The sequence below is a fragment of the Pseudogulbenkiania ferrooxidans 2002 genome (genome assembly GCF_000174355.1).
GTDB lineage: Bacteria > Pseudomonadota > Gammaproteobacteria > Burkholderiales > Chromobacteriaceae > Pseudogulbenkiania > Pseudogulbenkiania ferrooxidans.
Window position 1 is genome coordinate 34,845 of sequence record NZ_ACIS01000012.1, and the last position, 21,270, is coordinate 56,114.

The following is a 21,270-nucleotide window of genomic DNA, read 5'->3' on the forward strand; positions in this document are numbered from 1 at the left end:
GGTAGTGGAGCGCCCTCACCCCCCCGGAAGTCTCGCGATATGGCGGGGCATAAACGTAGTAGGGAGCGGATTGGCTCGGAGAGGAAGCGCTGGCTTGAGACATGATGGCCCGGTCAGGTAAGTTCAGTAAGGGGATGGCGATGCCGCATCAGCCGTGAAGAAGGCGCCGATTTCCTGGCACACACGGCGTACTTGTTCCACGGTCATTTCGGAGTACAGGGGCAAGCGCACCAGGCAGCGGGACACGCGCTCGGTCACCGGCAGGCCGCCCGCCGTCCTCCCGAAGCGCATGCCCGCAGGCGAATCATGCAGCGGCACGTAGTGGAACACCGCCGAAATGCCCTGGCTGCGCAGATGATCGATCAGGCCGTCGCGCTTCTCTTCGCTCCGGCAGACCAGGTAGAAGATATGGCCGTTCTCGGGATGCTCCCCCGGATTGATCGGCAACGCAAAATGCTCTTCCCGCACCAGCGGTGTCAGCAGGTCCATGTACCGGTCATACAGCGAGCGCCGATGCGCGTTGATGCGCCTGGCCTGCTCCAGCTGAGCGTAGAGGAAGGCAGCCGTCAGTTCGCTGGGCAGGAAGGAGGAGCCGATGTCGACCCAGGTGTATTTGTCGACCTCGCCACGGAAGAAGGCCTTGCGGTTGGTGCCTTTCTGCCAGATGACCTCGGCGCGGTCGATCAACTCGGGATCATTGATCAGCAGGGCCCCGCCCTCGCCGCTGATGATGTTCTTGGTTTCGTGAAAACTCAGGCACCCCAGGTCGCCGATCGTCCCCAGCGCCTGGCCGTCGGATTGGGCCAGGATGGCTTGCGCCGCATCCTCGATCAGCCGCAAACCGTGCTTGCGGCACAGCGCCTTGAGCGCCTCCATGGCGCAGGGCTGGCCGGCGTAGTGCACCGCCACGATCGCCTTGGTCTTCTCGGTGATGGCGGACTCGACCAGCCTCTCGTCGAGGTTGAGCGTGTCGAGGCGGATGTCGACGAAGACCGGAACGCCACCGCGCAGGACGAAGGCGTTGGCCGTCGACACGAAGGTGAACGAGGGCATGATCACCTCGTCACCGGGACCGATACCGGCCAGGATCGCCGCCATCTCCAGGGCGCCTGTGCACGAGTGGGTCAGCAGGACCTTGCGTGCCTTGAGGTGCTCCTCCAGCCATTGCTGGCACTTGCGGGTATAGGCGCCGTCGCCGGCGATCGAACTGCTCATCACCGCCTGGGCGATGTAGAACAACTCCTTGCCGACGATGAACGGTTTGCCGAAGGGGATGCGGGAAAGGTTCACGTCGCGACTTTCTGGAACAGGCCGAACAGTTTGTAGCCCAACATCCGGGTGTGCAATTGCTCGACTTGAAGGTCTCGGGGTTCGGCCAAGGTCTGTCCCGTCAGTTGCTCCCAGGCCGCCGCGACCTGCTCGTCCGGGTATGCCAGCACCCGGTCGAGCTCGCTGATGTAGGTTTCGAACCAGCGCATTTCGAAGCCGGCGCGCACCAGCAGGGCCGGCAAGGTTGCCGGCTCGAAATAGCTCCAGTGGCCGTGACAGATATTGTTGTTGCGCACGCCTTCGATGGTCAGCAGGAGGCTGCTGAAATTGGGCACCTGCACCACCAGCCAGCCGTCCGGCTTGAGATCCTGGCTGACGCGATCGAGGAAGGCCAGCGGATCGGCGACATGCTCCAGCACGTCCAGCAGCGCGATCGCATCGAACGGCCCCCACTCTGCCGGCAGGGCGCACGGGTATTCACCGCAAACGGCGGCCAACCCGGCCGCCTGGCAGGCCTGCACGGCGGCCGGATTGATCTCCATGCCGAAGGACTGCCACCCCGCCTCTTCCGCCGCGCGCAGCAAGGCGCCTGACGAGGAGCCGATATCCAGCAGACGACCAGGCCCCGCCAGCTCACTCAGCCGGCCGGCCACATAGGCCGCCTTGTCGCGCTCGAGCGCGGCATAGAACGGGTCGTGTTTGAGCTCGAGATTGGCCTGGCTCGCCGAACTGTCCTGATAGCGCTGCCGTTCGAAGTCGCGATCGATGACCTCCCGGCTGTACACCAGCCGGCATTCGGGGCAGCGCACCAGTTGCATGCCTTGAGCCCGCAGCAACTCAGCCGCCCGCTCGTGCGCGGTACCGCACTGCGGGCAATCGCGCCGGAAACTGGCGCCGGGGAGAAAGTCACCCCGCTCATCGAGCAGGCGGCCGAAAGTTTCAGCCTCGGCCCGTCGCAGCGCCTGGTTCGCGCCGGCGAGGGAGGCACGCACGCCAGGCCGCAATGCCGCGTCGAAGGTATTTTTATCCAGCATAAAACCATGCCTCATTCGAAAGGGGCCCGCCTCTCATGCGGAGCGATATCCCCCACTCCAGGCTCACACCAGAGCTTGTTGCGCCTCGATCCGGCGGGCGATTTCCTCGACGGTCAGTGTGCCGAGCGACTCCACCGGCAGAGAGGCAAAGCTGCTGAAGCGCTCGTCGCACGCCAGCAGAAAGCCGACCACGCTGAACGAGTCGATCTGTTCGAACAGGGGCTTGTCGGCTTCAATATCGCCGACGCCTTCGGACTGCAGGTAATCGAGAATCCAGGCTTTGATGGTTTCCATATTCCCTCGACAAAGCGCCCTCATGGCAGGCGCACAGATTTAATACCCATGCTGACGTAGCGGCCGCCATCGGGCAGCGTATCGTGCACCACGCAGCCGATGCCGACCGAGCAGTGCTTGCCGACCACGCTCCCCGGCAGGATCACGCACTGCGCACCGAAGATCGTGAAATCGCCGATCACGACGTCGCCGCAAACCTTGTCGCGCGGGCCGTCCGTCCTCTGCTGATAGTCGTCGCTCTTAGTAAAGACACTGACATGGGTGGAGAAGCCCACCCCGTCCCCCAGCCGTATCGTCCCGCCGGTGCCGCCCAGAAAGCAGAACGGCGATACGTGCACCTGCCGGCCGATTTCGATATGACCCGTCAGGATGGCGAAATCGTCGATACGCGCGCCATCCCCGATCACGCCGGAGATATCGTAAAACGTGGCGCTGCGCGAAACGCGCACCCCTTCACCGACGTGGCTGAAGCCCAGCGCCAGCAATTCTTCGCGGCTCAACGGTTCCATGGGGCTCCCGATCAGATGAACAGGTCGAAGTCCGGTACGGTGTCGACCACCTCGCCCGCCGCCATGCGCTCCAGCAGCAGGTTGGACTCGTGACGGATGCAGTGGAAGGTACAGTGCTTGGCCGGATCGACTCGGGTCATCACCTGGGCCCGGCGATCGCCCTTCCACAGCTCCTCCAGCGAGGTCTTGGCGACGTCGCCGATGCGCATGTTGAGGTTGCCGCGGTGGTACGGACACACGTAGGCGCCGCTCGGCGTGATCACCGTGCGCAGCTCGGCGGTCAGGCAGCGGTTGTAGGGCTTGATCTGGGTGCCCACGCCTTTCAGCGCCTCTTCCAGGGTGAACGGCGCGATGATCTTGAAGTTGTCGTCGGCCAGCTCGTGAATGGCCTTTAGGTTGCGGTTGACCATCTCGACCACCGACAGGTCTTGCTGCTGCAGGAAGTGCATCATGTCGAAGGCCGGCTTGACCTCGAAATAGTCGCAGCCGATGTCCTTGGCCAGGCGGGCGGCTTTTTCGATATCCACGGCGTTGCTGCGCAGCAGGCTGCCGTCGCTGTTGAACTTCGACAGCAGCAGGAAGGAATAGCCCAAGAGACCGGTCTTGCGTTCGGCCATCCGCCGCATATTGTCGATCACCAGGTTGAACTGGGACTTACCGCTGGCGTGCGGGCGGAAGTCGGCGAACACTTCTTCACTGCCTGCGTCTACCGACACCCGCAGCCAACTGGTCATGGTGATGCACTCGTCCATGTAGCGATGCATCAGCGTGCCGTTGGTGGTGACCCCGACCTTGATCCCGGACTGGTACAACGAGCTCACCAGCGCCCCGAACTTGGGGTGCGCCATCGGCTCGCCGCCGCCGATCAGCACTACAGCGCGCACCCCGCTCTCCGCAAACTCTTCGGCCAGGCGCAGCAGACGCTCGTTGTCTATCCCACCCTGGTTGAGCAGGTTGGCGCTGATGCAGTCATGGCACGCCAGGTTACAGGCGGTCGTCGGATCCAGTTCAACCACGAAAGGAGCGTTGTTGCTCTTGTTCCAGAGAAACCGGTTGATGAAATCCTGCACGGACTCCTGCTTCAGTTTTTCAACCAGAGAAAGCGGGCGGGAAATCTGGCCCATATGCACACTCCTAAGTGTTTGCCCGCACTGTCGTGGCGAGACAGGCCCGACAGGTGGAATTGCTCACGACCGAGGCCGTTCAATCAAAAAATGAGGACCGACTTGGGCAGGGAATACGTGTCCAGCGCCTTGGCCCCGCCTTCCCGCCCAACGCCCGAGGCGGCAAAACCGCCTACCGGCAGCTCCGGCAGCCAGAACTCGGGGTCCGCGTTGACCCAGATACGGCCGATCCGAACCTGCCTGATGGCGGCAAGGGCGGCCGACGTGGCGGCCGTCCACACATACACCGCCAAGCCATACTGGTTATCGGCCAGAATCGCCGGAAATTTATCGGCTTCGACGCGCGTCACGGTGACGACCGGTCCAAAAATTTCCTGCTGCCGCAGCGGAGAGTGCAAGGGTACCCGGTCCAGCACCACCGGCCCCAGAAAGTTGCCCGGCCCGTCCAGCAGCGATCCCGGCAAGGGCACGAAGCCGGCCGGCCGCGCCTGTTCGATCAAGGCCAGCAGGCGCTGCTTGTGCGCGGCGGAAATCATGGGCTGGATCGACGCGACCGTCCCCGCCTCTCCTACCGGGAAACGTTCGCGCAGCGCCTGCTCCAGGTGCGCCGCCCACTCGTCCGCGACACTGGGGTCCACCAGCACGTGCGTGCCGGCGATGCAGGCCTGTCCGCCGTTGCGAAAACCGCCGGCCACGACCGCCCGCGCCGCCCGAGGCAGATCGGCGTCGGGGTAGATCAACACGTGGTTGTTGCCGCCCAGTTCGGCCGACACCCGCTTGCCGGTGGCCGTGGCGGCCGATTCGATGGCCCGTCCCGTCGCCGTGGAGCCCACGAAGGCGATCATGTCGACGTCCGGATTGGCCACCAGCGCCCGGCCGACGGCATCGCCCTGGCCGAACAGCACCTGCACCACCCCAGTCGGGAACAAGGGGTTGTTCGCCATCGCCTCGACCAGCAACGCCAGGCTGCCGACCGCCAGTTCGCTCGGCTTGAGCACCACGCAGCAGCCGGCCGCCAAGGCGAAGGGCATACGCTCCGCAGCCGTGATCAGCGGGTAATTCCACGGCACGATCAACCCCACCACGCCCATCGGCTCGCGCAGGGTCAGGGCCAGCCCTTGGGTCGTGGCCGTGCTCAGGCACTCGCTGTGTTCGGTCCGGGCCAGCGCCGCCGCGTACTCCCACAGGCCCGCCGCACCGGCCACCTCGCCACGCGCCACATCCAGGGGCTTGCCGGTGTCGCGCGCTTCAGCGGCAGCAAACTCCTCAAGCCGGTCCCGCAGCAGTGCAGCCACGCTGAGCAGCGCCGTCGCACGCTCCGTCGACGGCACGGCCCGCCATTGATTAAAAAAGGCATCACGCGCTCGCCGGCAAATCTGGACGACCTGTTCCGGCGTAGCGCAGGGATACGATACCGCCGGTAGCCCGGTACGGGGGTCATGGGTGGTCAGCAATACGCTCACTGGGCGACCTCGTAGCTAATGAGCCGCTTGATCGGCTTGCCCGACGAGGTGCGCGGCACCTCGCTCACGGCATGAATCTGGTCCGGCCGTTGCGACTGCGGCAACGAGGCATTGAACAGGCGGCTCAGCTCGTCCTTGATCGCCTGCGCATTGCCTCCGGCCGGTGGCACAAAGAACACGTCGTAGGTTTCGCCCCAGAACAGGTCGGGCTTGCCGACCGCATAGCACTCTTCGCACAGCTGGGTGGCGTGAACCATGTCCTCGACCTCGGCGAGATTGATCATCTCGCCCCCCTTCTTGATGGAGTCCTTCTTGCGACCGGAAATATAAAGTTCGCCATCGCGGACATGGCCCAAGTCGCCCGTCCGGAACGGTTGCCGGCGGTCGAAATAGTCGATGCCACCGCCTTCCGCGAGGTAGCCCAGGGCCATATAGGGCGATTGCACCAACAACTCGCCATCAGCCTGATCGTCGATCTGCACGCCCACGTCCGCCATGACCTTCCCGACCGAGAACGGGCCACTATCGGCGTCACCGATGGTGAACGACCCGCCCAGCTCGGTGATGCCGAAGCACGGCAGGAGAGGCGCGCCCAGCACGCGCAGGAATTCTTCCTTGATGGCCGGGTACAGGATCGAACTGGTGGAAATGATGCGCGCGCGCTGGAGGGGCTCGAGATCCGCCGAGAAAAACCGGTACGTCTTGGCGAGCGTGGCCGCCATGGTCGGCGACAGGTAGAGAGAATCCGGCCGGAATCGTGCCAGGTCGGCCCAGAAATCGCCCAGGTTTTTGGCCGCAAAGCGTTTCCCCACCGCAATGACACCGCCTGAGAGCAAGGGGCAAGCAAACAGGTTGAACAAGCCCGCGTTGTAGAACATCGGCCAATTGTGCAGGGTCACCTGTCCGGGCTGCAGGCCGACCGCGCCGGCAAACGCCTTGGCGGCGGCGAAGAAATTCTCCAGCGACTGCACGATGCCTTTCGGCGCCCCGGTCGTGCCGGAGGAAAACACCACCAGGAACGGATCGGACATCCCGCCTTGGTGCACGCAGTCGGGAATGGAGGTGTCGAGCGCATAGGCGAGCTGGTCGTACGAGGTGATCGCCATGGTGGCATTGGCGACACGCTTGGCCTTGTCCAACTGGACCACGCTCACCGCCGGATCGACCGGGCAGGCCGTCATCCCGCCCAAGGCGAGGGCCAGGATCAGCTCGAGATATTCGGGGCGATTCTCCAGCCCGATGATGACCCGGTCGCCATGACGCGCGCCTTGCCGGACCAGATGGTTCAGCAGGCGGACGGCCCGCTCGAAAAACTCGCTGTAATGGATGGTTTTATCGCCATCGAGCAACAGGAACGGTGAATCCTCGCCATGCAGAAAAAGATTCGCAAAAAATTCATACCGTGTCGAAGGCATAGTGTTTTCTCCATGATGAGCCAGGGGTGGCGGGAGCCTGCACGCCATCGCGTCAGCACCTCTCCGGGCGATGGCACATCAGGGAAGGCGGGCATCCACGGCTATCGCCGCCCTCTGCCGCCGACCTCCCGATGAGGCTCATGCACCGCCCTCTCTTGAGCGGGGTACTAGCCACACCCTGTGCTTGCGCCGGCTAGCCGGTGCACCCCAGCAGCGTTTCCAACAGAACATCGATGCGGCTCTTGCACTGCTGCAGCACGCCGGGATCGAACACGATCTCATCGGCACCTGGCTGGAGCCCGGCCGCCTTGTTGACCACCATGCACACATGGGCGTAGGGAATGCCCATTTCCTTGGCCAGAGCCGCCTCTGGCATACCGGTCATGCCGACCATGGTGGCGCCGTCGCGCTCAAGGCGGCGGATCTCGGCCGGCGACTCCAAACGGGGGCCCTGGGCGACGGCGTAGACGCCACCGTCCACGATCGGCACCCCTGCCCCCTGGGCCGCGCCCAGCAGGCGGGCGCGCAAATGAGGGCAGTAGGGACGGGTGAAATCGACGTGCACCACCGGCTTGTCCGGCCCTTCGAAGAAGGTGTGCTTGCGTCCCCAGGTGTAATCGATGATGTCGTCCGGCACCACCAGCATGCCGGTTTCCAGGTTGACGGCGATGCCGCCCACCGAACCGATCGAGACGATGCCCCTGACACCCTGGTTGTGCAGGGCCCAGATATTGGCACGGGAATTGATCTCGTGGGGAGCGATGGAGTGGCCAAAACCGTGGCGCGCCAGGAAGACGACGTTTTCCTGTCCGATGCGGCCGAAGGTGAGTGCGCAAGAGGGGTCGCCAAAGGGTGTGCGCACCACTTGGCGATGGGTAATTTCGAGAATGGGCAGCGTGGCAAGCCCGCTGCCGCCGATGATGGCTAGCATGGCGGTTCCCCTTGGCAAGAGCGTGGCTGGCGAGCGCCGGCCACGCAAGGCTTATTGTGCCGCCATTATGGCTTAATAATGACGGCGGGAAAATGCGCCGGGGCTTACAGCTTGCTTATTTCAGCGCGTGGATGGCCGGCAGGTTGCGCCAGATGCCGCGCACGTCCATGCCGTAGCCGAACACGTAGCGGTCCGGGACGTCGAGGCCGACGAAATCGGCTGCGATCGGCTTTTCCTTGCTGATTAATTTGTTGGCGAATACCGCACTGTAGAAGCTCTTCGCGCCCATCTCCATCACCTTGTCGCGGATCGCCGCCATGGTCTGGCCTTCATCGAGGATGTCGTCGAGCACTAGCACCACGCGGTCGCGCACGTCTTCCTTCGGCGCCTGACGCCACACCAGTTCGCCGCCCTGGGTCTTGTCGCCGTAGCGCGAGACGTGCACGTAGTCGAAGTCGAGCGGGAAGATCAGGCGCGGCAGCAACTGGCCGGTGAACACCACGGCGCCCCCCATCACGGAGAGGATGAGCGGGTAGCTGTCGCCCAGTTTGGCGGTGATGTCGAGCGCCATGCGGTCGACGGCGGCATCGACCTCTTCGGCGGTAAACAGGATGTCCGAGCTGTTCAGGATGCCACGGGCTTCGGCGACGTTGGGCATGGTTGTCTCCATTCAAAAGAAGAAGCCCCCGAACGGGGGCTGCGCTGGTTCCGTCGGGCGGAGCGCTCAGCGCGCGTTAAAGGTAGCGAGATAGTCCGCGAATTCACGGCCGACCTCGTGGTGTTTCAGACCGTAATTGATGGTGGCCTTGAGGTAACCCAGCTTGGAGCCGCAGTCGTAGCGTACGCCGTTGAACGGCAGCGCCAGCACGGTTTCGTCCTTGAGCAGTTCGGCGATACCGTCGGTGAGCTGGATTTCGCCGCCGGCACCGGCCTGGGTCTTGGCCAGTTTGTCGAAGATGCGCGGGGTCAGGATGTAGCGTCCCACTACGGCGAGATTGGACGGCGCCACGTCCGGGTGCGGCTTCTCGACGATGCTGCTGATGCGCTGCAGGCCAGAGGCATCGCGCTGCACTTCGACGATGCCGTAGGAGCCGGTTTCTTCCGGCGCGACCGTTTCCACCCCCAGCACCGAGCACTGCTGCTCGTCGAAGGTCGCGACCATCTGCGCCATGGCGCCGGGCTCGCCGTCGATCAGGTCGTCAGCCAGGATCACCGCGAACGGCTCGTCGCCGACCACCGGTCGGGCACACAGCACCGCGTGGCCGAGGCCGAGCGCCTCGGTCTGGCGGATGTAGATGCAGGTGACCGACGGCGGCAGGATGCCCTGCACCAGATCCAGCAGCTTCTGCTTGTTCTTGTACTCCAGCTCGGTTTCGAGCTCGTAGGCCTTGTCGAAGTGGTCTTCGATGGAGCGCTTGTTACGCCCGGTGATGAAAATCAGCTCGGTGATGCCGGCAGCGATGGCCTCCTCGACCGCGTACTGGATCAGCGGCTTGTCGACCACCGGCAGCATTTCCTTGGGACTCGCCTTGGTCGCGGGCAGGAAGCGGGTGCCCATGCCGGCGACCGGGAACACGGCTTTGGTAATTTTCTTCATCTCTACTGCTCTCTGATGGAATCGGGAGGATTTTACCCCGTGGCGGCGTGCTTTGCCGAGCCGAGCGCGGCCAATTCTTGACCTGCACGCGCAATGACCTCACTCCAATCGCCAGGATGGCGCTGACGCAGGATGCGCATGGAGGGATACCAGGGGCTGGACTCGCCGCCGGCCATGAAGAAGGGCGCACTTTCGGCCCGCATCAGCACCCACACCGGCTTTCCCATGGCGCCGGCCAGGTGCACCACCGAGGTGTCGACACTGAGAACCAGGTCGAGCTGGTCGATAACCTCGGCGGTATCGGCAAAGTCGGTGATGGGCAGAGCCCGCACCCGCCCCTCCAACCCTGCGGGAAGCTCGTCCAGCTGCAGCGAGATGAAGTCGACACCCGGCATATCGAACAGACAGGAGAACTGTTCGAGCGGCACTGATTTGTTCTGCCGGCCATGGTCGGCGATGCCCACGCCCCAGCTGCCGGTTTCCCATACCACGCCAACGCGCAGAGGCTCTTGCCGAGACGCCGCACTGTGCCCCAGCCGGTCTTCTCGCCGGGCCGGCAGCGCCTGCAGGTAAGTCGCCGTGGGCAGCGTCTCCAGCTCGACGCCCAGCACGCCCGGCAGCGACATGAGCGGAATCTGCACATCGTGCGGGGGGGCGGCCGCGTCGAGGTCGATCAGCTCGACCCGGTCGAACTGCCCGAACAGCCGCAAGAAGGTGCGCGGAACCGCCAGCACCAGGCGAGCGTCGGGTTGCTGCTGACGCAGCACGGGCAGAAAGCGCGCCATCTGCAGGGTGTCCCCCAACCCTTGCTCGGCCCATAGCAGCAGCGTCCGTCCGCCCAGCGGCTCGCCTTGCCAGCGCCGTTCGCGGTAGCGCGGCACCAATACCGACGACCAGCGCGCCTCGTACAAGGGCCAGGCGTCGAGGTAGCGTCCCTGCAACAGCAGGGCGATCGACAGGTTGAAACGCAAGTCGGCGTCGTCCGGCGCCAATTCCAGCCCGGCACGGTAGGCTGCCTCCGCTTCGTCCAGTCGCAGGGCGCAGCTGAGAGCGTTGGCCAGGTTGTTGTAGCGGCCAGGCGATGGCCCGCCCAGCTCGATCGCCCGTCGCTGGCAGGCGGCTGATTCGTCGTAGCGCAAGGCGTACTGCAGCACCACGCCGAGGTTGCTCCAGGCATCGACATGATCGGGCTGTGCCGCCAGCAGCTCGCGCAGCAGGTTTTCGGCCAACGTCAGTTCGCCCAGCTCCTTGAGCAGCACCGCCAGATTGCATTTGACGCTGCCCGAGGCCGGGTTGAGCGCGGCGGCACGCAGGTAATCGTCCAGCGCCAGGTGATAGCGCTTGAGCTTCATCCTGGCGTTGCCGCGGTTGGCCAGCGCCTGCCAGTCATCGGCATTGTGAGCAAGACAGCGGTCGAAGGCGGCAATGGCCTCCTCGAACTGCCCCGCCGCCGCCAGCTGGTTCCCTCTCTCGAACGCTTCCGCCACCGTCTCCGCCATGATGTTCTCCGTTTTCGGACTCACTCCGCCTGGTCCAGCAGCGCTAGCAGGCCGGCCTCGTCGAGCACCGGCACGCCGAGCTCCTCGGCCTTGGCGAGCTTGCTGCCCGCCGCCTCACCAGCCACCACGTAGTGGGTTTTCTTCGACACGCTGCCGGCCACCTTGCCGCCGGCCGCCTCGATCAGCTCCTTGGCCTGGTCGCGCGACAGCGTGGGCAGCGTGCCGGTCAGCACCAGGGTCTTGCCCTCCAGCAACAGGTTGGCCGAAGACGGCTGCGTGGGCAGGTCGGCCAGGATAGAGTCCACCAGCGAGGCGAGTTGGCTCAGCTCGGCACGCCGGCCCGGCTCGTCGAGCCAATCGGCCAGGGCGTTGAAGACGTCGGCCGGCAGATCGAGCTGCATCAGCTCGCGCCGCTCGCTGGCCGCCAGGGCGGCGAGGCCGGCGATCTGGCCGGCCAGCTGCTGGCTGCGCAGTTCGGTCAGGCGCGGGATGCCGAGCCGCGCCAGCAACGCCGCCGGCTGCAGCCGTTCGGCCAACTTGGGCGACGGCGCGTGCTCGTCGCCAGGTTGGACATGGCGCAGCAGGGCCTCGAGCACCGTCTCGTTGTTGTCCTCTGCGAAGAAGTCGGCGATGGCCTCGGCCACCACGCCGCCGATGTCGGGCAGCGCGGCCAAGAGCGGTGCCGGGGCGCGGCGGATGAGCTCGAGACGCCCGAGCCAGTCGGCCAGGGTCTTGGCGGTGGATTCACCGACGTGGCGGATGCCGAGCGCGAACAGCAACCGCGCCAGCGTCGGACGGCGGCTGGCGGCGATGGCGGCGAGCAGGTTCTCGGCCCACTTGGTGGCGATCTGGCCCTTCTGCACCGTTTCCGGCACCACCCCGTCGCGCTCGTCGGCGCGATGCTTCATTTCCAAGAGATCGGCAAGCTGAAGGGTATAGAGGTCGGCGACGCTGTTGACGTAACCGAACTCGACCAGGTTGTCGATGTAGCGCTCGCCCAGGCCGTCGATGTCCATCATGCGGCGCCCGGCGAAATGCTGGATCGCCTGGCTGCGCTGGGCGCGGCAGATCAGGCCACCGGAGCAGCGCGCAATCGCCTCGCCCTCCTCGCGCACCACGTGGCTGCCACATACGGGGCAGGCGGTCGGCAGACGGTAGGCCGGATGTTGCGGCTCGTCGCCGCTGCTGAACAGGTCGCCGCCGGCCACCGGACGCATCGGCCGGCGCTCCAGCACCACGGCGACCACCTCGGGGATGACGTCGCCGGCTCGGCGCACGATCACGGTGTCGCCGACCCGCACGTCCTTGCGCCGCACCTCGTCCTCGTTGTGCAGGGTGGCGTTGGTGACGGTGACGCCGCCGACGAAGACGGGCTTGAGGCGCGCCACCGGCGTGATGGCGCCGGTGCGGCCGACCTGCTCCTCGATCGCCTCGACCAGGGTCAGCGCCTCCTCGGCGGGAAACTTGTGGGCGATGGCCCAGCGCGGCGCGCGCGAGACGAAGCCGAGCGCCTCCTGCTGGGCACGGTCGTTGACCTTGTACACCACGCCGTCGATGTCGTACGGCAGGCTGGCACGCTGGCGCAGGATGGCCTCGTAGTAGGCGGCGAGCCCTGCCACGCCACGCACCACCGGGCGCAGTTCGGCCGGCACCAGCGGGATGCCGAGCCGGTGCAGCCAGTCGAGTTCGGCCTGGTGCGAGACCGGCCAGTCGGCACCCTCGACCTGGGCGATGGCGTAGGCGAAGAACGACAGCCGGCGCCGCGCGGTGATGCGCGAATCGAGCTGGCGCAGGCTGCCCGCGGCAGCGTTGCGCGGGTTGGCGAAAGTCTTGTCGCCGCGCGCGGCCTGCTCGGCGTTGAGCTGCTCGAAGTCGCGCTTGAGCATCAGCACCTCGCCGCGCACTTCCAGCAGCGCCGGCGGGTGTTCAATGGTCAGACGCAGCGGGATGGCCCGCACGGTGCGCAGGTTCTCGGTGACGTTCTCGCCGGAGAAACCGTCGCCGCGGGTGGCGCCCTGCACCAGCACGCCGTCGCGGTAGAGCAGGCTGACCGCCAGCCCGTCGAACTTGGGCTGCACCGCGTACTCGACCTCCGCCCCCCCCAGCGCCTTGCGCACGCGCTCGTCGAACTGGATCAGCTCGGCGTGGCGCTGCTCGAAGTCGGCGGCATCGAGGTCGGAGAAGGCGTTGTTCAGCGACAGCATCGGCACGGCATGGGTCACGCTGGAAAACTCGGCCAGCGGCGCGCCGCCGACACGCAGGGTCGGCGAGTCGGCGCGGCGCAGCTCGGGATGAGCCGCCTCCAGCGCCTCCAGTTCGCGGTACAGGCGGTCGTACTCGACGTCCGGCACCGTCGGCTCATCCCGTTCGTAGTATTCGCGGCTGTAGCGGTTCAGCAGTGGCACCAGTTCGGCGATGCGCTGCACCGCCTGTTCGCGCTCGTTCGATTGCGACATTGTCAAACCCATAGCAAAAAGGCCGGCATCAGAGCCGGCCGGTCATTCCTGAAGATCCTGGTTCAAGCAAACAGGCGCAGTGCAGCCACGCTACCCGGCGCGATGCCACGATCGTCCATGCTGCCGTAGATATGCTGCAGTTGGTCGCGGATGCGGGTCAGCCCAACGTCGGACAGCACGCGATGGTTGTCGTCCACCAGCTGCGCGTCAAACTCGTGCGCCAGCTGCTGGGCGAACTCCAGCGCGCGGTCGAACACCTCGACACCCCCGGCCACGCGCGGCACGTCGAACAGCAGCGTCAGTGCGGCGAAGGAGTGGTCGAGCAGGTTGTGGTAGCTGAACGGCGTCTGGTCGGCGGCGGCCAGCGAGTAGAGCGAGTTGCCGGAATCGGCCAGGTAGTGGAACGCGCCGTCCGGCTCCAGCTGCAGTCCGCCGGCTTCGCTGAAGCTGCGCAGGCGTGCGCCGTCGATCGGCTGGCGCGGCACGATGTTGATGCCGATCAGCATGTCGACCTCAGAACAGAAACGGTCCAGTTCGCGTGCCGCCACCAGTTTCTGCTGGCGCTGCGGGAAGCTGACCGCGGCGTTGTGCTCGTCGGCGAAACGCGACACCTGCTGGCAGAAGCTCGCCAGCTCCTGTTCGGTCACGGCGCCGCCGCGATCGACTAGCTGCAGGCCGATATTGAGTTGCTTGTAACGGGTACCGGGCAGAATCTCGGCCGGCTTCCACAGGCCTTTTTCGGTGCGACCGATGATCTGCACACGCTTGGCGACGTTGAAGCGCGGCATCGCGGCCAGTTCATGCGACTGGTGGAACACCACTTCGGCGATGAAGTCGAGCGAGGGGTCGAGCATCGCCACCACCAGGGCCTGGTGGTCGGCCGAGTCGAAGGCGAAATCGGTCTCCTCTTCCAGGTCGATATCGTCGTCCAGCCGTGGCAGTTCGGGGATGTCGTGGGAGTCGAGCGGAGGCAGTTCCGGTTCGAAGCCCGGTGCTTCCGGCTCGTTGTCGGCGCCGGCCGCGTCGACCAGCACCGGCTCCAGCCGGGTCGCCTTGACGCCGTCGCGCACGTTGTTCTTGGGGACGTTCAACAGCACGTCGTCATGATGACGCGCAAAGGCCTGGCGCGTTTTCTTGCGAAAGCGCCACTCCTGCAACACGTTGAATCCGTAGACGAGGCCGACCACGGCCGCGCCCAACGCCAGTAAACCTATCTGCAATTCGCTCATTAGCCCGTCCGCGTTAAGGCGAATAATCCCGAAGCATTATATCGGAAGGGGATGCTTGACACAGCTATCACGTTGTCAATCGTTTCACCCGAACCTTACCACTTCACGCCTCGTCCCTTCCATAGCAAAACCGCCAAATCGATAGCGATTTGTCATCCGCCCCGGCCCTTTTCGTCTCTGGCGGTGCGTATTTGTCATGTTCATGGCGAACCATTCACGCCAACGTCGTGCCCCAGCAGCCTGCTGGCACCAGGGAAAGCGTAGCACTTGCCATTTAGTACTAATTAGAACTAAACTAATACGAACCAAAACAGGACTGCCCGTGGATACCGTTTACAAGACCGACGTTCTCCCCGTCATTCGGGAGCTGGTGCGCGCTTTCCAGGCGTTCGAACAGTATTCGGCACGTCACGTGCGCGAACTCGGCCTGACCCCGCCGCAGTTCGACGTGATCGCCACGCTCGGCAACACGCCGGGCATGAGCTGCAAGGAGCTCTCGGAAAAAACCCTGATCACCAAGGGCACCCTGACCGGCGTGATCGACCGACTCGCCGAAAAAGGCGTAGTGACGCGCCAGGAGCGGCCCGAGGATCGCCGTAGCGTGTTCATCTCACTGACCGCGGCCGGGGAGGAATTGTTCCGCCAGGTGTTTCCGGCACACTGCGACTACATGCACCAGGCCTTCAGCCAGTGCAGCCGCGACCAGCTTGAGCTCTGGTCGAACCAGCTGGCGGGGTTGAAGACGGTACTCAACCAGGCTTTGGAGAAACAAGAAAATGAATCGACCTGAACGTTACGCCACCCCGTCCATCCTGCTGCACTGGCTGGTGGCGCTGCTGATCGTGGTGGGGTTCGGCCTGGGCCTGACCCTGTCCGGCATGCCGCTGTCGCCGACCAAGTTCAAGCTGATCGGCTGGCACAAGTGGCTGGGCATCAGCGTGCTGGCGCTGCTGGCATTGCGCCTCGCAGGGCGGCTGCTGTGGCCGGCACCGGCGCTGCCCGGGACGATGTCGCCGCTGGCGCAACTGGCCGCCAAGGGCGGGCATCTGGCGCTGTACGCGCTGATGCTGGCGGTGCCGCTGACCGGCTGGTTGATGAGCTCGGCCTACGGCATCCCGGTGGTCTATCTTGGCCTGATCCCGCTGCCCGACCTGATCGCGGCCAACGAGACCCTGGCCCATCAGCTCAAGGAAGTGCACGAACTGCTCAACTGGACGCTGGCGCTGGCCGTGGCCGGCCACGTGCTGGTGGCGTTCAAGCACCATTTCATCGACCGCGACGGCCTGCTGTTCCGCATGAGCCTGAAACAGCCGCGCGCCTGACCTTCACAACTTTGCTACCGAGACCCGACATGAGAGTGCTGATTTCCGCCGCCCTGCTGCTGGCGACCCCGCTGGCCTTCGCCGCGCCGGCCGACCTGACCCAAAGCCGCATCGGCTTCGCCATGAAACAACTGGGCACGCCGGTCGACGGCGGTTTCAAGAGCTTTTCGGCCAACGTCGAGCTGAACCCGGCCAAGCCGGAGGCCGGCAAGGCCGACATCACCATCCAGACCGGCAGCATCAGCCTGCCGACGCGCGACGCGGAAGCCGAGGCCAAGAAGAAGGAGTGGTTCAACGCCGCCCAGTTCCCGACCGCGCGTTTCGTGTCGAGCAGCATCAAGAGCGCCGGCCCCAACCGCTACCAGGTGACCGGCAAACTCACGCTCAAGGGCATCACCCGCGACGTCAGCGCGCCGTTCACGCTGAAACAGCAAGGCGCCCTGAGCGTGGTGGAAGGCGTGATGCCGGTGTCCCGTCTGGCCTTCAAGATCGGCGAAGGCGACTGGACCGATACCGGCACCGTCGCCGACGAAGTGCAGATCAAGTTCCGCGTGGCTTTCCCGGCCGCGACCAAGTAGGACCTGTTCACGATCCGTCGCGAGCGGCCCTCAGCGGGGTGAAGAGCAGCACAGAAACCGGAATGGACATGGCGTCCATGAGGATTTCTGATCGCTGAGCGAATCCATAGATTCGCACGCAGTACACATGAGCCCCGATCAGGGATCGCGCAGCAGGATCGTCAGCAGGTTCCAAGCAACCCGCAGGAGAAAGTAAGACATGATGAAGCAGACCCTGATCGCCGCCGCTCTGGCCGGCCTGAGCACCGCCGCCCTCGCCGCCCCGGTGACCTACAACGTCGACCCGACCCATACCTTCGCCCAGTACGAAGTGAACCACCTGGGCTTCTCGGTCCAGTCCGGCACCTTCACCAAGACCAGCGGCAAGGTCGAGCTCGACAGCGCCGCCAAGAAAGGCGCGGTCGACATCACCATCGACGCCGACTCGCTGCAGACCTTCCTGCCGGACCGCGACAAGCACCTGAAGAGCAAGGACTTCTTCAACGTGGCGCAGTACCCGACCATCACCTTCAAGTCCAAGAACCTGGAGTTCGCCGGCGACAAGCTGACCGCGCTGAAGGGCGACCTGACCATCCTCGGCGTGACCAAGCCGGTCACGCTGAAAGTCACCCAGTTCGGCGGCAAGCCGAACCCGATGACCGGCAAGCAGACCTACGGTGCCAACGCCGAGACCGTGATCAAGCGCAGCGACTTCGGCATGAAGACCTTTCTGCCGGCCATCGCCGACGACGTGGTGCTGAAAGTGGCGATCGAAGCCGTCAAGGCCGAGTAAGCCCCTCGCTCCGTAGCAATCACGACAGCCCGCCTGATTGGCGGGCTGTTTGTTTTGGGGATGGGCATCTGACGGCCAGGATACCTATCGACATAACGGCCATTGGAGCCCGTTTCAGCAGGCGAACGAGCCAAAGCAGGTTGAGTGTCGCCGGAGCACAGGAACCGTAATGGACACGGAGTCCATGAGGGTTCCCGATCGCTGAGCGAATCAACAATTCGCACGCAGTCCGCCGGCGCTCAAGATGCGCAGGCGCAGCCGACTGATGAAATGGGCTTTCAGGCGGTCTCGCGCATCTGCAAGGCCTCGACGATGTCCACCGCCACGATGCGGCTGACGCCCTGTTCCTGCATGGTGACGCCGACCAGCTGCTCGGCCATCTCCATGGTCAGGCGGTTGTGCGAGATGTAGAGGAACTGGGTGCGCTCCGCCATGCGCTTGACCAGATCGCAGAAGCGGCTGGTATTGGCGTCGTCGAGCGGGGCGTCGACCTCGTCCAGCAGGCAGAACGGCGCCGGGTTGAGCGAAAACAGCGAGAACACCAGACTCATCGCGGTGAGCGCCTTCTCGCCGCCGGAGAGCAGGTGAATGGTGCTGTTCTTCTTGCCCGGCGGCTGGGCGATGATCTGCACCCCGGCGTCCAGGAGGTCCTCTCCGGTCAGCACCAGTTCGGCGCGGCCGCCGCCGAACAGCGTCGGGAAGAATTCGCTCATCTTGGCGTTGACCGCGTCGTAGGTGGACTGCAGCATGTCGCGCGTCTCGCCGTCGATCTTGGCGATCGCCTCCTCCAGCGTGGCCATCGCCTGCAGCAGGTCGTCGGACTGGCTGGCCAGGTAGTCGCCGCGCTCGCGCGCCTGCTGCAACTCGTCGAGCGCCGCCAGGTTGACCGCGCCGAGGTTTTCCAGCGCGCGCGCCAGGCGCGCGATCTCGGCCGCCAGCGTGTTCGGTTTGACGGCGTCGGTGAGGTCGGCCAGCAGCACCCCCTCGTCGGCCCCGGCTTCCTTCAGCTCCTCGCTGAAGCGCTCGACGCCGAGCCGTGCCTCCTGGTGTTTCAGCAGCCAGTCGGCGCGGGCGTTGCGCAACGCCGGCAGCGCGGCGCTGACGTCGTGCTGGCGCTGGCCGAGCTGGCGCAGTTGCTCGGTCAGGCCGTTGAGCCGGTCACGTACCGCGGCCAGTTGCGTGTCGCGCTCATCGCGCTGTTCCAGCGCCAGTTGCAGCGCCTCCTCCGGCACCGCCTCGTCCACCGTCAAGGCCTCTTCGGCCAACGTTTCGAGCCGTTCCGCCAGCTGGTCGTCGCGTTCTTCCAGTTCCTTGGCGCGGCGCGCCAGTTCGCCCACCTTCTGCTCGGCGGTGGTCAGCTCGAGGCGTGCCTCGTGCACCAGGCGCTCGGCGTCGCGCGTCTTGTTGCGTGCCAGTTGCAAGCCGGTCTCGGCGTTGAGCCGCGCCAGCCGCGCGTCTTCCAGCGCCTCCACCAGCTCCTCCAGCATCAGCGCCGCTTCCTCGCTGCCGATGCCGGCCTCGTCGATCTCCTCCGCGGCATGGGTGCGCTCGTCGGCGATGCGCTGGCGCTCGGCCTCGATCGCGGCGAGCCGCGCCGCCCCCTGGCGCGCCGCCTGGTCGAGCTTGACCTGCTCCAGCGTCACGGCGTTGAGCTCGGCTTCGAGGCGGGTCAGCGCTCCCTTCTGGGCGCGCACCGCTTCGGCCAACATGGCGCTCTGGCTTTGCAGCGTTTCGCGCCGGCGCTGGCCGGCATCGAGCGCCGGCTGCAGCTCGGCGGCACGTTGCAGCGCGGCGTCGAGCGCGCCCTTGCGCGCCATCACCCCGTCGTCGCTGGCGGCGGCGTGGAAACTGACGCTGGCGGCGCCGACACGATGCCCTTGCGGCGTCACCCAGCATTCACCGGCGGCCAGTTCCGCGCGCCGCGCCAGCGCCTGCTCCAGCGTCTCGGCGCGGTACACGCCGGCGAGCCAGTCGGCGAGCACGGCCGCGAACGTGTCATCGGCCTTGACGCAATCGAGCAGTGCCGGCCACGACCGGTCAGCACGTAACACTGCGTGCGTTGTGTTGTCCACCAGACAGAGCGGGGCCGGCGGCAGGGTATCCGGCAACTGGCCGGCACGTGCGGTCAGCCGTTCTGCCAGCACCGCCTCCAGCGCCACGCGCCAGGTGGGATCGACGTCGAGCGACTGCCACAGCGCCGGCGCCTCGGCCAGGCCCTGCTGCGCCAGCCAGCCGGCCAGCTGCTCGCCGGCCGCCTCGCGCGCCAGCACCGCCTGCAACGCCGCCGCCTCGGCCTCGGCCCGCGCCAGCTGGGCGCGCTGCTCAGCCAGCGTCTCGTCGAGCTTTTCGCGCTCGGCGGCCAGGTCGGCCAGCTTGGCTTCGTCGGCCACCACGCGGGCACGCACCGCGTCGAGCGCGGCACGGGCGCGCGCCACTTCGGCCTCGGCCGCCGCCAGCGCCGCCGGCTCGGGCAGGTTGAGGTCGGTCAGCTCGCGCGTCAGCGCCGCCTCGCGCGTCGCCAGCTGCTGCAGCGCCTGGTTCAAATGCTCGATGCGCTGGCGCCCCAGGTCGCGCTCGCGCGTCAGGTTGGCCTGCTGACTGGTAAGCTGGGTCAGCGCCTGGTCGGCCTGGCGGAACGCCCCGTCGGCACGCGGCAGCGCGTCGGCGCCATCCTCCAGCGCCAGCTGCGCCTCCTCCAGCTTGAGCTGCGCCTCCTCGTGGCGCGGCAACCAGTCGTCGAGCTGGGCCGCCACTTGGGCGCGGCTTTCGGCCAACGTTTGCCGCTCGCTGCTGGCGCTGGCCAGTTCGCGCGTGAGCCGGGCGCGGCTCTGCTCGCGGTGGCGCTGCGCCTCTTCCAGGCGCGCCAGCTGGGCGTTGGCCTCGAACAGCGCCTGCTGCGCCTCGTGCACCGCGTCGCTGGCGGCGAAGTGCTGCTCGCGCACCGTTTCCAGCTCGGTGTCCAGATGGGTCAGCGCCGCCTCCTGCGCCGCTTCCTCGGTTTCGATGCGCGCCAGTTCGGCGCGCGCGGCGGCCTCGGTGCGCGCCGCCTCCTCGCGGCGCGCCAGCGCCAGCAGGTTCTGCTTGTGGGTCAGCGCCCCCTTCAGATCGTGGAACTGCGCCGCCACCTCGGCCTGCTCGGTCAGTTTCTCGACCTGGCGCTCCAGCTCCTGGCGCAGATCGCCGATACGATCCAGGTTGTCGCGGGTGTCGGCCAGGCGGTTCTCGGTTTCGCGCCGCCGGTCCTTGTACTTGGACACTCCGGCCGCTTCCTCCAGGTAGGCGCGCAGCTCCTCCGGGCGCGCCTCGATGATGCGCGAAATCATGCCCTGCTCGATCACCGCGTAGCCGCGCGCACCGACTCCGGTACCGAGGAACAGGTCGGTGATGTCGCGCCGGCGCACCTGCTGGTTGTTGATGTAGTAGCTGGACTCGCCCTGGCGCGTCAGCACGCGCTTGATCGCCACCTCGGCGTACTGCCCCCACGGCCCGGTGAGCTGGCCGTCGCCGTTGTCGAACACCAGCTCGACCGAGGCGCGGCTCACCGGCTTGCGCGTGGAAGAACCGTTGAAGATCACGTCCTGCATCGATTCGCCGCGCAGCTGCTTGGCCGACGACTCGCCCAGCACCCAGCGCACCGCGTCGATCACGTTGGACTTGCCGCACCCGTTCGGGCCGATCACCGCCACCAGTTGGCCCGGCACCGGGATCGCGGTGGGATCGACAAAGGACTTGAAGCCCGACAGTTTGATATGGGTGAGACGCAAGACGTCCTCGCAGC

Annotated in this window: 18 protein-coding genes; 4 read left to right on the forward strand and 14 right to left on the reverse strand. The window is 65.9% G+C overall.

Annotated elements, in window-relative coordinates; genetic code table 11:
• Positions 1–123: 123 nt before the first annotated feature.
• The 13 genes from rffA to FURADRAFT_RS17995 all read right to left on the reverse strand — a co-directional run bounded on the left by rffA (position 124) and on the right by FURADRAFT_RS17995 (position 14,820).
• A complete protein-coding gene (gene rffA / locus FURADRAFT_RS17935) occupies positions 124–1,290 on the reverse strand; it encodes a dTDP-4-amino-4,6-dideoxygalactose transaminase (protein WP_008955592.1) in 1,167 nt (388 codons plus the stop codon).
• Complete coding sequence (locus FURADRAFT_RS17940; protein WP_008955593.1) at positions 1,287–2,303, reverse strand: methyltransferase domain-containing protein; 1,017 nt, start codon at positions 2,301–2,303, stop codon at positions 1,287–1,289. Before FURADRAFT_RS17940 ends, rffA begins: the two co-directional genes overlap by 4 nt.
• 63 nt (positions 2,304–2,366) lie before the next feature.
• Positions 2,367–2,597 (reverse strand): hypothetical protein, encoded by a 231-nt coding sequence (locus FURADRAFT_RS17945; protein WP_008955594.1) that lies wholly within the window; start codon positions 2,595–2,597, stop codon positions 2,367–2,369.
• Between the two features lie 20 nt (positions 2,598–2,617).
• Positions 2,618–3,106 carry an acyltransferase gene (locus FURADRAFT_RS17950; RefSeq protein ID WP_008955595.1) on the reverse strand — a complete coding sequence of 163 codons (489 nt, stop codon included), beginning with the start codon at positions 3,104–3,106 and terminating at the stop codon, positions 2,618–2,620.
• An 11-nt stretch (positions 3,107–3,117) separates the two neighbouring features.
• Positions 3,118–4,230 carry a radical SAM protein gene (locus tag FURADRAFT_RS17955; protein WP_008955596.1) on the reverse strand — a complete coding sequence of 371 codons (1,113 nt, stop codon included), beginning with the start codon at positions 4,228–4,230 and terminating at the stop codon, positions 3,118–3,120.
• A gap of 83 nt (positions 4,231–4,313) precedes the next feature.
• Entirely contained in the window at positions 4,314–5,693 is a 1,380-nt protein-coding gene (locus FURADRAFT_RS17960) for an aldehyde dehydrogenase family protein (protein ID WP_008955597.1), read from the reverse strand.
• Entirely contained in the window at positions 5,690–7,108 is a 1,419-nt protein-coding gene (locus tag FURADRAFT_RS17965) for a class I adenylate-forming enzyme family protein (RefSeq protein ID WP_008955598.1), read from the reverse strand. Before FURADRAFT_RS17965 ends, FURADRAFT_RS17960 begins: the two co-directional genes overlap by 4 nt.
• 193 nt (positions 7,109–7,301) lie before the next feature.
• Entirely contained in the window at positions 7,302–8,039 is a 738-nt protein-coding gene (locus FURADRAFT_RS17970; RefSeq protein ID WP_008955599.1) for an S-methyl-5'-thioinosine phosphorylase, read from the reverse strand.
• Between the two features lie 115 nt (positions 8,040–8,154).
• Positions 8,155–8,697, reverse strand: coding sequence for a hypoxanthine-guanine phosphoribosyltransferase (locus FURADRAFT_RS17975; RefSeq protein ID WP_008955600.1), 543 nt, complete (start codon positions 8,695–8,697; stop codon positions 8,155–8,157).
• Positions 8,698–8,763: 66 nt separating this feature from the next.
• A complete protein-coding gene (galU, locus tag FURADRAFT_RS17980; protein ID WP_008955601.1) occupies positions 8,764–9,636 on the reverse strand; it encodes a UTP--glucose-1-phosphate uridylyltransferase GalU in 873 nt (290 codons plus the stop codon).
• 32 nt (positions 9,637–9,668) lie between these two features.
• Positions 9,669–11,159 carry a tetratricopeptide repeat protein gene (locus FURADRAFT_RS17985; protein ID WP_236261628.1) on the reverse strand — a complete coding sequence of 497 codons (1,491 nt, stop codon included), beginning with the start codon at positions 11,157–11,159 and terminating at the stop codon, positions 9,669–9,671.
• The gene (gene ligA, locus FURADRAFT_RS17990; RefSeq protein ID WP_040653213.1) at positions 11,156–13,591 is read right to left on the reverse strand and encodes an NAD-dependent DNA ligase LigA; all 2,436 of its coding nucleotides are present in this window, start codon (positions 13,589–13,591) and stop codon (positions 11,156–11,158) included. Before ligA ends, FURADRAFT_RS17985 begins: the two co-directional genes overlap by 4 nt.
• 62 nt (positions 13,592–13,653) lie before the next feature.
• Complete coding sequence (locus FURADRAFT_RS17995) at positions 13,654–14,820, reverse strand: cell division protein ZipA C-terminal FtsZ-binding domain-containing protein (RefSeq protein WP_008955604.1); 1,167 nt, start codon at positions 14,818–14,820, stop codon at positions 13,654–13,656.
• A gap of 322 nt (positions 14,821–15,142) precedes the next feature.
• On the opposite strand from FURADRAFT_RS17995, the gene FURADRAFT_RS18000 reads away from it, so the two are divergent.
• From FURADRAFT_RS18000 to FURADRAFT_RS18015, 4 genes are all read left to right on the forward strand, one after another.
• The gene (locus tag FURADRAFT_RS18000; protein ID WP_008955605.1) at positions 15,143–15,610 is read left to right on the forward strand and encodes a MarR family winged helix-turn-helix transcriptional regulator; all 468 of its coding nucleotides are present in this window, start codon (positions 15,143–15,145) and stop codon (positions 15,608–15,610) included.
• A complete protein-coding gene (locus FURADRAFT_RS18005; protein ID WP_008955606.1) occupies positions 15,597–16,142 on the forward strand; it encodes a cytochrome b in 546 nt (181 codons plus the stop codon). Before FURADRAFT_RS18000 ends, FURADRAFT_RS18005 begins: the two co-directional genes overlap by 14 nt.
• 29 nt (positions 16,143–16,171) lie before the next feature.
• Positions 16,172–16,720 (forward strand): YceI family protein, encoded by a 549-nt coding sequence (locus FURADRAFT_RS18010; RefSeq protein ID WP_008955607.1) that lies wholly within the window; start codon positions 16,172–16,174, stop codon positions 16,718–16,720.
• A gap of 199 nt (positions 16,721–16,919) precedes the next feature.
• Entirely contained in the window at positions 16,920–17,492 is a 573-nt protein-coding gene (locus FURADRAFT_RS18015; protein ID WP_008955608.1) for a YceI family protein, read from the forward strand.
• A gap of 278 nt (positions 17,493–17,770) precedes the next feature.
• On the opposite strand, the gene smc is transcribed toward FURADRAFT_RS18015, so the two are convergent.
• Entirely contained in the window at positions 17,771–21,256 is a 3,486-nt protein-coding gene (smc, locus tag FURADRAFT_RS18020) for a chromosome segregation protein SMC (RefSeq protein WP_008955609.1), read from the reverse strand.
• Positions 21,257–21,270: the final 14 nt, after the last annotated feature.